This is a genomic window from Nocardioides eburneiflavus (assembly GCF_004785795.1).
Lineage (GTDB): Bacteria > Actinomycetota > Actinomycetes > Propionibacteriales > Nocardioidaceae > Nocardioides > Nocardioides eburneiflavus.
The window spans coordinates 2,186,489-2,199,593 of the sequence record NZ_SRRO01000001.1 but is presented as its reverse complement, the minus strand read 5'-3'; the positions used below and the strand labels follow the sequence as shown (position 1 = coordinate 2,199,593).

Annotated in this window: 12 protein-coding genes and 1 pseudogene; 4 read left to right on the top strand and 9 right to left on the bottom strand. The window is 72.7% G+C overall.

What is annotated here, in order from left to right; translation table 11 throughout:
* Positions 1-82 precede the first annotated feature (82 nt).
* The 5 genes and pseudogenes from rpsG to EXE59_RS10295 form a co-directional block, all read right to left on the bottom strand.
* A complete protein-coding gene (rpsG, locus tag EXE59_RS10315; RefSeq protein ID WP_135838828.1) occupies positions 83-553 on the bottom strand; it encodes a 30S ribosomal protein S7 in 471 nt (156 codons plus the stop codon).
* Positions 553-924 (bottom strand): 30S ribosomal protein S12, encoded by a 372-nt coding sequence (rpsL, locus tag EXE59_RS10310; RefSeq protein ID WP_056906817.1) that lies wholly within the window; start codon positions 922-924, stop codon positions 553-555. Before rpsL ends, rpsG begins: the two co-directional genes overlap by 1 nt.
* Positions 925-1,129: 205 nt before the next feature.
* Positions 1,130-2,386: pseudogene (locus EXE59_RS10305) on the bottom strand (MFS transporter); the annotation flags it as partial.
* A gap of 68 nt (positions 2,387-2,454) precedes the next feature.
* Positions 2,455-2,898, bottom strand: a complete 444-nt coding sequence (locus EXE59_RS10300; protein ID WP_246056691.1) for a MarR family winged helix-turn-helix transcriptional regulator — start codon at positions 2,896-2,898, stop codon at positions 2,455-2,457.
* 180 nt (positions 2,899-3,078) lie between these two features.
* Positions 3,079-4,566 carry an NCS2 family permease gene (locus EXE59_RS10295; protein WP_135838826.1) on the bottom strand — a complete coding sequence of 496 codons (1,488 nt, stop codon included), beginning with the start codon at positions 4,564-4,566 and terminating at the stop codon, positions 3,079-3,081.
* A 70-nt stretch (positions 4,567-4,636) separates the two neighbouring features.
* Between EXE59_RS10295 and EXE59_RS10290 the strand changes: the two genes are divergently transcribed.
* Together EXE59_RS10290 and EXE59_RS10285 are read left to right on the top strand one after the other, a co-directional pair.
* On the top strand, positions 4,637-4,924 hold the full coding sequence (locus tag EXE59_RS10290; protein ID WP_246056689.1) for a DUF2530 domain-containing protein: 288 nt from the start codon (positions 4,637-4,639) through the stop codon (positions 4,922-4,924).
* Positions 4,921-5,598: a class I SAM-dependent methyltransferase gene (locus EXE59_RS10285; protein ID WP_135838825.1), complete on the top strand. Its 678-nt coding sequence runs from the start codon at positions 4,921-4,923 to the stop codon at positions 5,596-5,598. The genes EXE59_RS10290 and EXE59_RS10285 overlap by 4 nt, the downstream gene beginning before the upstream one ends.
* Positions 5,599-5,619: 21 nt before the next feature.
* Here the strand turns inward: EXE59_RS10285 and EXE59_RS10280 are convergent, their stop codons facing one another.
* Positions 5,620-6,414 carry a DUF3027 domain-containing protein gene (locus tag EXE59_RS10280; protein ID WP_135838824.1) on the bottom strand — a complete coding sequence of 265 codons (795 nt, stop codon included), beginning with the start codon at positions 6,412-6,414 and terminating at the stop codon, positions 5,620-5,622.
* A gap of 99 nt (positions 6,415-6,513) precedes the next feature.
* On the opposite strand from EXE59_RS10280, the gene EXE59_RS10275 reads away from it, so the two are divergent.
* Positions 6,514-7,980 (top strand): MFS transporter, encoded by a 1,467-nt coding sequence (locus EXE59_RS10275; RefSeq protein ID WP_246056687.1) that lies wholly within the window; start codon positions 6,514-6,516, stop codon positions 7,978-7,980.
* A 24-nt stretch (positions 7,981-8,004) separates the two neighbouring features.
* On the opposite strand, the gene EXE59_RS24825 is transcribed toward EXE59_RS10275, so the two are convergent.
* Positions 8,005-8,400: a cold-shock protein gene (locus EXE59_RS24825; protein WP_135838822.1), complete on the bottom strand. Its 396-nt coding sequence runs from the start codon at positions 8,398-8,400 to the stop codon at positions 8,005-8,007.
* 255 nt (positions 8,401-8,655) lie between these two features.
* Between EXE59_RS24825 and EXE59_RS10265 the strand changes: the two genes are divergently transcribed.
* Positions 8,656-10,767: a S8 family serine peptidase gene (locus EXE59_RS10265; RefSeq protein WP_168218478.1), complete on the top strand. Its 2,112-nt coding sequence runs from the start codon at positions 8,656-8,658 to the stop codon at positions 10,765-10,767.
* Between the two features lie 67 nt (positions 10,768-10,834).
* Here the strand turns inward: EXE59_RS10265 and EXE59_RS10260 are convergent, their stop codons facing one another.
* Positions 10,835-12,202 (bottom strand): MFS transporter, encoded by a 1,368-nt coding sequence (locus EXE59_RS10260; protein WP_135838820.1) that lies wholly within the window; start codon positions 12,200-12,202, stop codon positions 10,835-10,837.
* A 42-nt stretch (positions 12,203-12,244) separates the two neighbouring features.
* On the bottom strand, positions 12,245-13,015 hold the full coding sequence (locus EXE59_RS10255; RefSeq protein ID WP_135838819.1) for a 3-hydroxybutyrate dehydrogenase: 771 nt from the start codon (positions 13,013-13,015) through the stop codon (positions 12,245-12,247).
* Positions 13,016-13,105: the final 90 nt, after the last annotated feature.

Sequence of the window (13,105 nt, the reverse complement as noted above, 5' to 3'; positions counted from 1 at the left end):
GTGTCTCAGTCCCTCGGAAGTCAGTTGGGTGTGGTGCGGGAGGTCGTACGCCGCGGGTCGCGGGGCGTACGACCTCCCGGCGTCACCAGCGGTAGTGGGCGAAGGCCTTGTTGGACTCGGCCATCTTGTGGGTGTCCTCGCGCTTCTTCACAGCGGCACCGAGGCCGTTGCTCGCGTCGAGGATCTCGTTCATGAGGCGCTCGGCCATGGTCTTCTCACGGCGGTCGGCGGCGTAGCCCACGAGCCAGCGCAGGGCCAGCGTGGTGGAGCGGTTGGCCTTGACCTCGACGGGGACCTGGTAGGTCGCGCCGCCGACGCGGCGGGACTTGACCTCGATGGCCGGCTTGACGTTGTCCATCGCGCGCTTCAGCGTGACGACCGGGTCGGTGCCGGTCTTCTCGCGGCAGCCCTCGAGGGCGGTGTAGACGATGCGCTGCGCCACGGCCTTCTTGCCGTCCTGGAGGACCTTGCTGACGAGCTGGGTGACCAGCTGCGAGCCGTAGACCGGGTCGACGACGAGGGGGCGCTTGGGAGCGGGACCCTTGCGAGGCATTACTTCTCCTTCTTCGCGCCGTAGCGGCTGCGGGCCTGCTTGCGGTTCTTGACACCCTGGGTGTCGAGCGAGCCGCGGATGATCTTGTAGCGGACGCCGGGAAGGTCCTTCACACGGCCGCCGCGGACGAGCACGATCGAGTGCTCCTGCAGGTTGTGACCGACACCCGGGATGTAGGCGGTGACCTCGACGCCACTGCTCAGGCGCACGCGGGCGACCTTGCGGAGGGCGGAGTTCGGCTTCTTCGGGGTGGTCGTGTAGACGCGGGTGCAGACGCCACGGCGCTGCGGGGATCCCTTCAGGGCAGGCGTCTTGTTCTTGGACACCTTGTCCTGGCGGCCCTTGCGGACCAGCTGGTTGATGGTGGGCACCGGGTGGTTCCCTCTCTCTGTCTGCTCATCACGGTCCGACGCGGTGCCGGACTCGGGTGTCGTGCGTTGTTGCGGTGTGCCTGTGCGACTGCGGGCGGGCGGCGCCTCGACGGGCCATCCTGTCGAACCAGCGAGGTCCGAGCATGCGCATGGGTCTGGACGGACCAGACACAAGGAATGAGGCTACTCGGGCGCTACGGCAGGGTCAAAATGCCGCCGGGGCCTGCTCGGCGAGCCTCGTCCCCAGCGTAGCGGCCCTGTCCGAACGGGCCCGGTCGAGCCTCAGGTGGACCAGTGCCGAGACCGCCACGCCTGCGATGGTGAGCATGCCTCCGCCGAGCAGCGTCCAGCGGGCGCCGTACTCCTCGCCGATCCAGCCGATGATGGGCGCGCCGACGGGCGTGCCGCCCATGAAGATCATCAGGTAGAGCGCCATCACCCGCCCGCGCACGCCCGCGTCGGTGTGCAGCTGCATGTAGGTGTTGGCACTGGTGATGAAGGTCAGCGCGGTGAGACCGGTGACCGGCGCGAGCAGCGCGAAGGTGAGATAGGACGGCATCAGCCCGGCCAGCACGACGCTGGTGCCGAAGGCCAGGGCCGCACCGACGACGAGGCGCTGCCGCACGAGCGGACGGCGGGCCGCTAGCAGCGCGCCCGTGAGCGAGCCGACCGCCAGGAAGGTGCCCAGCAGCCCGAACTCCTCCGGCCCCTTGCCGAAGACCTCGGTCGCCATCAGAGCGGAGGTGATCTGGAAGTTCAGGCCGAACGTGCCGGCGAAGAAGACCAGGCTCAGCACGAGCAGCAGGTCGGGGCGGGCGCGGACGTAGGCGACGCCCTCGCGGATCGCGCCGGGCCCACGGTCGGCCGGCGCGGCGGCGTCGATCCGGCTGGCGTCGAGGTGGCGCAGCGACCAGATCGGGGCGGCGTACGAGAGGGCGTTGAGCAGGATCACCCAGCCGGTGGCGACCGAGCCGCCGCCGAACGCGGCGATCAGCACGCCGGCGAGGCCGGGCCCGACGAGGCGGGCGGCGTTGAAGCTGGCGGAGTTGAGGCCCACGGCGTTGGTCAGGTCGCCGGGGTCGACGAGCTCGGAGACGAAGGACTGGCGCGCGGGCGCGTCGAAGGCGGAGGCCGAGCCGAGCAGGAAGGCGAGGACGTAGACGTGCCACACCTCGGCCACTCCCGTGACGGCGAGGATGCCGAGCACGGCGGCCGGGAGGGCCATGCCGATGTTGGTCAGCTGGAGCAGCCGCTGCTTGGGCATCCGGTCGGCGACGAGGCCCGCGAAGGGCGTCAGCAGCAGGAAGGGGAGGAACTGCAGGCCGGTCGTGATGCCGAGCGCGGTCGCGCCGGAGCCGACGGCCAGCTCGAGGACCAGCCAGTCCTGGGCGACGCGCTGCATCCAGGTGCCGGTGTTGGACACGACGCCGCCGGCGGCGTAGCGGCGGTAGTTGGGGTTCGCGAGGGAGCGGAACGTGGGACTCGTGGTGACTCCTCGGTCGTCAGGTGGTCAGGTGGGTTCGTGGTGGGTCAGTCGGCCTGCGCGAGGCGGGCCAGGATCGGTGCCGCGTCGCGGAGGGCAGCGCGCTCGGCGGGCGTGAGGCTGCCGAGCTGCCGGGCCAGCCAGGCGTCGCGCCGCTGGCGGTCGGCGAGGACCGCGGCGCGGCCGGCGTCGGTGAGCGAGACCACGACCTGGCGGCCGTCGGTCTCGTGCGGACGGCGTACGACGTAGCCGTCGGCCTCGAGGCAGTTGACCGTGCGGGTCATCGACGGGGGCTGCACCCGCTCGGCGCGGGCCAGGTCGCCGACGGTCTGCTCGCCCGTGCGTACGAGCAGGCCGAGGACGACCATCTGGCTGATGCTCAGGTCGTTGTCGGGGTGGCGCTCGGAGATCAGGCGGCGGCGCAGGCGCATCACACCGGCCCGGAGCTCGGAGGCGAGCCCGGCGTCGGTGCGGAGGTCGGCGGTCGGCATGTCGTTAGCATAACTCATTACCTGTGCTAACTATTCCGGATCGCGCCGTCCGTCGTGGACTCCCCGCTCGAGCGGGGAGTCCATCACTCGGAGGGGGTTGCAACGGCCTCGAAGAGTCGGACTCCCCCTACGAGTCGGCGTCGGGCCTGCGTGGTCCCCCCAGGCGACGTCGGAGAACCGTCAGGAGACCCAGCCGCTGATCGGCGTGTAGGCGAAGTAGACGAGGAAGAGGGCGGCGACGACCCACATGAGCGGGTGCACGTCGCGCACCTTGCCGACGACGACCTTGATCAGCACGTAGGCCACGAAGCCCGCCCCGATGCCGACCGAGATGGAGTAGGTGAACGGCATGAGCACGATCGTGAGGAACGCCGGGATGGCCACCTCGAGGTCGCGCCAGTCGATGTCGGCGACCTGCTGCATCATCAGGAACCCGACGAGCACGAGGGCCGGGACGGCGGCCTCCGACGGGATGGCCGAGACGAGCGGCGTGAAGAAGGTCGCGAGCAGGAATAGCACGCCGGTCACGATCGACGCGAGGCCCGTGCGGGCGCCCTCGCCGACGCCGGAGGCGCTCTCGATGTACGAGGTGTTCGACGAGACACCGGCTGCACCACCCGCCATGGCGGCGACCGAGTCGACGACCAGGATGCGCTGGGCGTTGGGCGGGGTGCCCTCCTCGTCGTTGAGGCCGGCCTCGGCGCCGATCGCGGTCATCGTGCCCATCGTGTCGAAGAAGTCGGCGAGCAGGAGGGAGAAGACCAGCAGCAGCGCGGCGAGCACGCCGGTGCCGGCGCTGCCGAAGGCGCCGAACAGGTCGACGTCGCCGAGGGTGTCGAACGACGGGAGGCCGACGACGTCCCCGCTCAGGGTCGGCACGCTGAGCGACCAGCCTGTCGGGTTGTCCGCCGAGGCGGCGTCGAGGTCGCCGATCGCCTCGACGACGACCGCGACGACCGTGGTGACGACGATCGAGATCAGGATCGCGCCGCGCACCCGACGCACCCACAGCGCGATGGTCAGCACCAGGCCGATGCAGAACACCAGCACCGGCCAGCCGCCGAGGTGTCCGTCGACACCCAGCTGGACCGGCACGGTGGTGTTGAAGGCGTCGGGGATGCGCGTGACGACGCGGGCGTCGACGAAGCCGATCAGCGCGATGAACAGGCCGATGCCCACCGAGATCGCGACCTTGAGCTGTGGGGGCACCGCGTGGAAGACGGCCTTGCGGAAGCCCGTGAGGACCAGGAGCAGGATGATGATGCCCTCGAGCACCACGAGTCCCATCGCGGCCTCCCACGTGGACTGGCGCGCGATCGAGTTGGCGACGAAGGCGTTGAGCCCGAGCCCGGTCGCGAGTGCGAGGGGGAAGTTCGCGAAGCCGCCCATGGCGATCGTGAGCACGCCCGCCACCAGCGCGGTGCCCGCGGCGATCGCCGGGATGCCGCTGCCGGCCTCGGCGCCGCCGCCGAGGAAGGCGCCGGTGGAGTCGGGCACGAAGCCGAGGATGAGCGGGTTCAGCACGATGATGTAGGCCATCGTCAGGAAGGTCACGACCCCGCCGCGCACCTCGCGACCGACGGTCGAGCCTCGCCTGCTGATCTCGAAGTACCCGTCGAGGCCGTTGGCCCGCGGCGGCTGCGCTGTGGTCTGCGTCCGGTCGCTCACGGAACCGCAGTGTGTCAGAAGCGTGCTACGTCCGTGTTTCGTCCCGGTGCCCGCGTGTAGCGTGACGGCCGTGGACCTGGGTGACGAGCAGCCGACGCGGCACGAGATCGGCCGGCGCACCTACATCGTCGCGCAGGTCGAGCCGCTGGACGTCGACGGCGTACGCACCACCGAGGTCGGCACCGCGCTCTGGCTGCTGGGCTTCCTCGGGCTGCTGCCGTTCTGGGGTGCCCTCCAGGAGAGCGGTCGCACGTGGTGGCTGTGGACCTGCCTGGCGGGCTTCGGCCTCGGCCTGTGCGGCCTGGAGTACTGCCGGCGCCGCCGCAAGGAGCGCGCCGCGCTGCAGGCCGGAGCATGACCCTGCCCCCGACCCGCTGGGAGCTCGGCGGGCAGGCCAACGACGGGTACGGCCGGAAGTTCGCCGAGCTCGTGGCCTCCGGCGAGGACGTCGACGGCGAGGCCCGCCTGGCCGACACCCTCCTCCCCCGGCACGGTCGCGTCCTCGACATCGGGTCGGGGATGGGTCGGGTCGCGGCGGCCCTGTCCGTGCGCGGGCACCACGTGGTCGCGGTCGAGCCCGACGCGACGCTCGCCGAGCAGTCGCGGCGCACCTATCCCGACCTGGAGGTGCTCCCTCTCGACGCCCGGTCGCTGGACCCCGACGCACTGGCCGGGCACGGGAGCCCGACCTCCTACGACCTGGTCGTCCTCGTCGGCAACGTCATGGTCTTCCTCGCCGACGGGACCGAGCGCGAGGTGCTCGAGCGCGTACGCAGCCTCCTCGCGCCCGGCGGTCGCGTGCTGGTCGGCTTCCACCTGCGCGGAGGGCCGCCGACGGCACGTGCGTACCCCGTGGAGGAGTTCGTCGCGGACGTCGGGGCCAGCGGTCTGCGGGTGGACCTGCGAGCCGGCTCCTACGAGCTGCACCCGCCCGACGACGGCTACGGGGTGTGGGTGCTCTCGCGAGACGACGCCCCGCACGTCATGACGAGCCTCGGGCACCCGAACCCGATCGGCGCGACCGACGGCTGACCTCGGTCGCGACTGTTCGACTCAGAGCGCCTCGACCTCGTCGTCGGTGAGGGTGTCGAACACGTGGTCCGGCATGGGCAGCGGCTGCTGCTTGCGGGCGAGCTTGACCTCGGAGTGCGCGCCGCAGCCGTGGTCGAGCGTGACCACCCTGCCGTCGTCGTTGGCGTTGCCGTTGGCGCAGACCCCGAACCGCTCGGACAGCGAGCCGTTGAGCCGCACCAGGAAGCCACACGACCAGCAGTGCTCGGGCGCGCTCTTGGCCAGCGGGGCCTCGGGGCCACCAGGTCCGGCGTGCCACCGCTCGGCGGCCATGTCGATGCCCTCGCGGCTCAGGGTCCGCACGCGACCCAGGCCGAGGTCCTCGGCCACCCGACGCACCTGCGCACGCGCGTCGCCGTCGAGCGGGGTGTCGAGCGGGTCGTCGCCGACGAGGTAGGTCGGGACCAGCCTGACGTCCTCGTCCTCGACGGGGAGCAGGTCGCCCGGCGAGAGGTCGCCGGGCTGGAGCCGCTCCTTGTAGGGCACCCACGCGGGCGCCACGATCGCCTCGTCGCCGGGCAGCAGCACGACCTCGTTGACAGTGAGGTCCTTGCCTCGCTTGGCGCGGGTCAGCGTCACCGACCAGTACCAGCCGGGGTAGCCGGCGCGAAGGCACGCGAAGTGGTGGGTGACGACGCGCTCGCCGTCGGCCCGCACCCCCAGGTGGTCACCGACGTCGCCGGGCTCGGCGACCTCGAGGACGACGGTGCGGGCGAGGTCCACGGCCTTGGCGAGGGCCGCGTCCGGCTTGCCGGCACGGGTGGGGAGAGCGATCACCTGCGCATCATCGCAAATGGTCGGTCGTCCTGTCCCGTCGGGACGCCTGCCGGGACGGCGTACGCCGGGCTGTCGGGCGCGTAGGCCAAGATGGTGCCCGTGACCTCCGAGCGCCCCGACACGACCGCGGGACAGGCGCAGGAGCCGCCCCGCACCTCGGGCCACACGTCGGGGCGGGCGTCGGACCGCGCCGCGCAGCCTCCGCGCGGCAGCGCCGTACGCCGGTCGCTGTCCGGTGCCGCCCGCGGGGTCCGGGCGGCCGGTCGCGGGGCGCGCGTGGCCGGCCGCGGCGCCGGCAGCGCCGGCCACTACGCGGTCTCGCAGGCCAGGCGGGCGGCGCGGGCGGAGGGCGCCGGCGACTCGGGGCTCTCACGCCTCATCGAGCTCCACGCCTTCAACGCCGCGGGAGACGCCGCCGTGGCGATCTCGCTCGCCGGCACGCTCTTCTTCCAGGTCCCGACCGGTGAGGCGCGCGGCCAGGTGGCGCTGTTCCTCGGCCTGACGATGCTCCCGTTCGCGATCGTGGCGCCCCTGATCGGGCCGTTCCTCGACCGCTTCAGCCACGGACGCCGCTGGGCCGTCGGCGCGACGATGGCGATCCGCTGCTTCCTGTGCTGGGTGCTCGCCACCGCCGTGGTGACCGAGTCCGGCTGGCTGTTCCCCGCGGCGCTCGGCTGCCTGGTGGCGTCCAAGGCGTACGGCGTGACGCGAGCCGCGGCCGTGCCCCGGCTCCTGCCGCCCGACCTGACCCTGGTCAAGGCCAACGCGCGGGTCTCGCTGGCCGGGGTGGTGGGTGCCGGCATCTCGGCACCCCTGGCCATCCTCGCCTCGACGTTCGGCCCGGAGTGGTCGCTGCGCTACGGCTTCGTCGTGTTCGTGCTCGCCACCATCTGGGCGATCCGGCTCCCGGAGAAGGTCGACGCCAGCCAGGGCGAGGGCGAGCTCGTGCTGACCGGCTCGACCGACCAGGGCGGCACGGCCCGCCGGCCCCGCACCCGGATCCCGGGCGCGGTCGCGTTCGCCCTGCGGGCCAACTGCGGTCCCCGCTGGCTCTCGGGGTTCCTCACGATGTTCATGGCGTTCCTGCTGCGCGACAACCCCATCGGGGACTGGCGGCCCGAGGTCCTGCTCGGGCTGGTGATCGGAGCGGCGGGGCTCGGCAACACCCTCGGCATCGCGGTCGGGTCGGTGCTCAAGCGCCTCAACCCTGCAGTGACCGTGGTGCTCGCCCTCCTCGCCGACGTCGCCGTCGCAGCCCTGGCCGCACTGTTCTACGGCCTGGTGACGCTGGTGCTGCTCGGCCTCACGGCCGGACTGGCGCAGTCGCTGGCCAAGCTGTCGCTCGACTCGACGATCCAGCGTGACGTCCCGAGCCGGATCCAGGCGAGCGCCTTCGCCCGCTCCGACACCACGCTCCAGCTGGCCTGGGTGATCGGTGGCTTCGTCGGGATCGCGATGCCGCTCATGCCGCAGCTCGGCCTCGGCGTCGCCGCCGGCGTGCTCGGGGCGTGGGCGACCTTCGTGCTGGTCAGCCGGCGGGGCTCGGCCGCACCGGCTCGCGCCTGACGGCACCGGGTCCCGGGTCGGGTCTCAGATCTCCAGCTCGTCGGCCAGCGCGCGCAGCACCTTGGCCGTCCCGCGGGCGGCCGCACGCTCGGGGTGCCGACCGCGGCGGTAGCCCTCCTCGACGCCCTCGAGCATCTTGATGAGGTCCTCGACGATGGTCACCATCGCCTCGGGCTGCTTGCGCTGGGCGTTGCGCTGGTTGCGGGACACCGAGGCGGGCGCGTCGAGGACGCGCACCTGCAGCGCCTGCTCGCCACGGCGACCCTGCGCGATGCCGAACTCGACCTTCGTGCCGGCCTTGAGGGTGGTGGTCCCCTCGGGGAGCGCGTCGGAGTGGACGTAGACGTCCGGGCCGTCCTCCTGCGACAGGAAGCCGAAGCCCTTCTCCGCGTCGTACCACTTCACCTTGCCACTCGGCACGGTCCACCCCACTCAGCTCTGCGCGCGAATCTGCGCCCGCCGCGCGGATCGCGGCCCGGCACAGGATAGGCGGCCGCCCGGCCCGTCGACCAACGGGTTGTGCTCGTGGGCCGGGCACCCACCCGGGATCATTCCCGTGACTGGTGGGAGCATGGGACACTCGGAGGTCCACCGCGCGGGGGCGCGGCGGCCACACCGGTCACCAAGACGGTCACCAGGCCACATCACCAGGGCGATCACGAGCGGGAGGACGACGTGCGGGCACGACGAGCGAGCACCGTGCTCGGGTGCGGCCTGCTCGCGCTCGCCCTCGGGCTGCCGACAGGTGGCGTCGCGAGTGCCGACGACACCCCGGCGCAGGGCGCGCTCCCGCCGCTGACCCTCGTCACCCTGACGGGCGCCGGCACCGCCGCAGGACGCGCCGACGCCGAGGAGCTCCTCGCTCGACAGGACGCCGTGCTCGCCGCTGTCGGCGCCGACCAGCCCGTCTACCGGTGGACCACGGCCCTCAACGGATTCGCCGCCCGTCTGACCGACGCGCAGCTCGCGGCGCTCGACGACCAGGAGACGGTCGCCTCGTTCGAGGCCGACACGGTGCGCCCGCTTGCCGGCCGCACGTCCCTGGCCACGGTGCGCGGTGCCGTCGCGAGCCCGCGGTTGCGGGGCGGGGCCGGCGTGGTGATCGGCGTCGTCGACTCAGGCATCGCGCCGGAGTCACCGGCCCTCGCAGACGTCCCCGGCCTCGGTGCCGACCCGGAGGACTTCGCCGGCGCCTGCGCCGAGGGTGACGGGTGGGCGGCCGACGACTGCACGCGCAAGGTCGTCGGTGCACGGTGGTACGTCGAGGGCTTCGGCACCGACCGGATCCGCTCCTCCGAGTCGCTCTCGCCGCTCGACGTGCTCGGGCACGGCACCCAGGTCTCCTCGGTCGCGGCCGGCAACGCCGGTGTCAGCGTACGAGTCGACGGCCGTCCGGCCGGCAGGTTCGGCGGCGTCGCACCGCAGGCCCGCATCGCCTCCTACAAGGCGTGCTGGGGAGCGCCCGACCCGTCCGACGACGGCTGCTCGACCGCCGACGTGGTGTCCGCCGTGGACGCCGCCGTCGCCGACGGAGTGGACGTCCTGACCCTCGCGCTGGCCGGCGGCGACCGCCTCGACACCCTCCAGGTCGCCCTGCTGGGCGCCGCCGAGGCCGACGTCGTGGTGATGGGCGCCGCGGGCAACGCCGGCGCCTCGGCGTACGCCTCCCACGCCGGGCCGTGGGTCACCACCGTCGGCGCGGCCGTGGGCCGGATGTCGCGCGGACGCGTGACGCTGCCCGGCGGCCGGTCGTGGACCGGCGGCGGTCGGCCGGGCGACGTACGCGGCCGGGCGGTCCTGGCCCAGGACGCGGCGGCTCCCGGTGCCTCGCGCCGGGCCGCGGCCGAGTGTCGGGCCGACGCCCTCGACGCCCGGAAGGTCGCCGACCGCATCGTGGTGTGCCGGCGCGGCGGGATCGGTCGCATCGACAAGTCCGAGTCGGTCGCGCGGGCCGGCGGACGCGCCATGGTGCTCGTCAACCGCGGCCCGGGTGCCGTCAGCGCCGACTTCCACTCCGTGCCGACGGTCCACCTGTCCGCGGCGGACGGCCGGACCTTCAGCCGCTGGGTGGCCCGCCACCCCGACGACCGGCTGCAGATGTCCCGGGTGCTCGGCGACCCCGGCACCCGGCGTACGGCTCCGTGGAGCGCCGCGGGCGACCCGCGCGGGGCGACCCTCAAGCCCGACGCGGTGGCCGACGGCGACGCGGTCCTCGGCGCCCTGCCGGAGTCCACCGGGCGCAGCTGGGGCGTGTTCAGCGGGAGCTCGGCCGCCACCGCCCACGCCAGCGGCCTCGCCGCGCTGCTCCTCGGTCGGCACGACGACTGGTCGGCGGCCAGGGTCCGGTCGCTCGTCGTGACGTCGGGCCGCCCGATCCGCGGGTCGTCGGTCCTCGAGCAGGGCTCGGGCGCCCTGCCCGGCCGCGCGCCCACCGCGCACCTTGCCTTCGACGTCTCGCCCCGCGCGTGGCGGCGGGCGCTGCGCACGCGCTCCCTCGCCCGCCTCAACACCACCTCCCTGCTGCTGTCGGCGCGGCAGTCGCGGGCCGTGCGCACCGTGACCAACGTGAGCAGCCGCCCCGAGTACTTCTCCGTCACCGCCCGCGGGTTCGCCTCGCACCGGGTCCGCGTGCAGCCGCTCGCCGTACGACTCGCGCCGGGCGAGTCGGCCGACTTCACCGTCACGGTCTCGGGCCCCACGGGCCCGGGCGTCCTCGACGACGGCGTGCTCGTCTGGCTCGGCGCACGAGGCGGCGTCACCCGCGTCCCCGTCGCGCTGACCCGCTGATCCCTCCACGACGCCGACGGGCCGCCGCCCCCGGAGGGACGACGGCCCGTACGCGAGGCAGGTCGCGTCAGTCGAGCACGCGGTCGTGGCGCAGCGAGCTGGCCTTCGTCTCGTGGGCGACGAGCACCGCGACGACGGTGATCACCGACGCGATCGTCATGTAGATCGCGACCTTGGGGACGTTGCTGACCCCGGCGCTGGCGTCGCCGAGCAGCTCGATCGCGATGATCGGGGCGAGGGCGCCGGCGAAGATCGAGGCGAGCTGGTAGCCCACCGAGGCCCCCGTGTAGCGAACCGAGGTGCCGAACAGCTCGGAGAAGAACGCCGCCTGCGGCGAGTACATCAGGGCGTGCAGCACCAGGCCCACCACGATCGCGAGGATGATCTTGCCCTCGGAGCGCGAGGCGATCAGGTCGAAGAAGATCCACGACCAGGCCGCGACCCCCACCGCGCCGGCGAGGTAGAGCGGTCGGCGGCCGACGCGGTCGCTGATCGCACCGATGAGCGGGATCGTCACGAAGTGCACGACCGAGCCGATCAGCAGCGCCTTGAGGATGAGCGACTTGTCGTCGGCGGTGCCGGCGTAGAGCGTGAGGAACGAGATCGAGATGATCGTGAACAGGTAGTAGGAGATGTTCTCCGCCATCCGCATCCCCATGGCCACGAGGACCTCCTTGGGGTACTTGCGGAAGACCTCGACCAGGGGCAGGTGGGCGGTCTCCTTGGTCTCGAGCTCGGCCTTGGCCTCGGCGAAGACGGGCGACTCCTCGATGGACAGTCGGACCCACAGGCCCACGACCACCAGCACGGCGCTCAGCAGGAACGGGATGCGCCAGCCCCACGACTCGAAGGCCGCGTCGGACTGGACGGCCGCCAGCACCCAGAGGACACCGGTGGCGAACAGGTTGCCCAGCGCCACACCGGCCTGCGGCCACGAGGACCAGAAGCCGCGCTGCGAGTCGTCGCCGTGCTCGGCCGCCATGAGGACCGCGCCGCCCCACTCGCCGCCGACCGCGAAGCCCTGGAGCAGGCGGCAGGTCAGCAGGAGCAGCGGGGCGGCGACGCCGATCGAGGCGTACGTCGGCAGCAGACCGATCGCGAAGGTCGCCACGCCCATGAGGAACAGCGAGAGGACCAGCATCTTCTTGCGGCCGACCTTGTCGCCGTAGTGGCCGAAGACGATGCCGCCGAGGGGCCGCGCGACGAAGCCGAGCGCGTAGGTGCCGAAGGCCAGCAGGGTCGCGGTGGCCGGCTCGCTCTCGGGGAAGAACAGCGTGCCGAAGACGAGCGCCGCCGCCGACCCGTAGAGGAAGAAGTCGTACCACTCGACGGCGGTGCCGATCAGGGACGCGAAGACGACCTTGACGATGCTGGTGCGCTCGGGCTGGGTGCCCGGTGACCCGCTGCCGGTCGCGGTGGAGGTGTCGGTGGTCATGACGTGCCTTTCGTGGGGGGTGCGGTGACGGGCCCGGGCGCCTCAGGCGGCGCTCCAGCCTCCGTCGAGGGAGAGGGAGCTGCCGGTGATGGAGGTGCCGGTCGGGCCGCAGAGGAAGGCGACCGCGTCGGCGACCTCCTCGGGCTCGACCAGCCGCTTGAGCGGGGTGCGGGCGAGCAGGACGGTGTCGAGGACCTCGTCCTCGGGGATGCCGTGGGAGCGCGCCTGGTCGCCGAGCTGGCCCTCGACGAGCGGCGTACGGACGTAGCCGGGGCACACGGTGTTGCTGGTCACGCCCTTGTCGGCAGCCTCGAGCGCGATGACCTTCGAGAGTCCCTCGAGGCCGTGCTTGGCGCTCACGTAGGCCGACTTGTACGCCGACGCGCGGTGGCCGTGGACGCTGGACACGTGCACGATCCGGCCCCAGCCACGGGCGTACATGCCGGGCAGGACGCGACGGGCCAGCAGGAACGGGGCGTGCAGCATCACGGCGTGGATCGTGCGGAACCGCTCGGGGTCGAAGTCCTCGATGGGTGCGACGTGCTGGATGCCCGCGTTGTTGACGAGGATGTCGGCCTCGACGTCGAGCCGCCCGATCGCCGCCTCGTCGGTGAGGTCGACGACGTGCGGGGTGCCGTGGACCAGGGCGGCGACCTTGGCCACGCCCTCCTCGTCCCGGTCTATCAGGTGGACCTCCGCTCCCGCCTCGGCCAGCCGCGCGGCGACGGCTGCGCCGATGCCGCTGGCGGCTCCGGTCACCAGCGCGCGACGTCCGGCGAGGACAGCGCGGTCGTGGTGTGTGACGGTGCTCATGTCCGACACCGTAGGGAGAGCCGTGACGCTCGGCACATATGGCGTTGAGCCACACTTCGGTCGCGGTCGTGTGCGCTCGCCACACCTCTC

Excerpts from the sequence above, each read along its gene's own strand:
- rpsG (WP_135838828.1), bottom strand. The coding sequence starts at position 553 with ATGCCTCGCAAGGGTCCCGCTCCCAAGCGCCCCCTCGTCGTCGACCCG.
- EXE59_RS10300 (WP_246056691.1), bottom strand. The coding sequence starts at position 2,898 with ATGCCGACCGCCGACCTCCGCACCGACGCCGGGCTCGCCTCCGAGCTC.
- EXE59_RS10285 (WP_135838825.1), top strand. The coding sequence starts at position 4,921 with ATGACCCTGCCCCCGACCCGCTGGGAGCTCGGCGGGCAGGCCAACGAC.
- EXE59_RS10260 (WP_135838820.1), bottom strand. The coding sequence starts at position 12,202 with ATGACCACCGACACCTCCACCGCGACCGGCAGCGGGTCACCGGGCACC.
- EXE59_RS10255 (WP_135838819.1), bottom strand. The coding sequence starts at position 13,015 with ATGAGCACCGTCACACACCACGACCGCGCTGTCCTCGCCGGACGTCGC.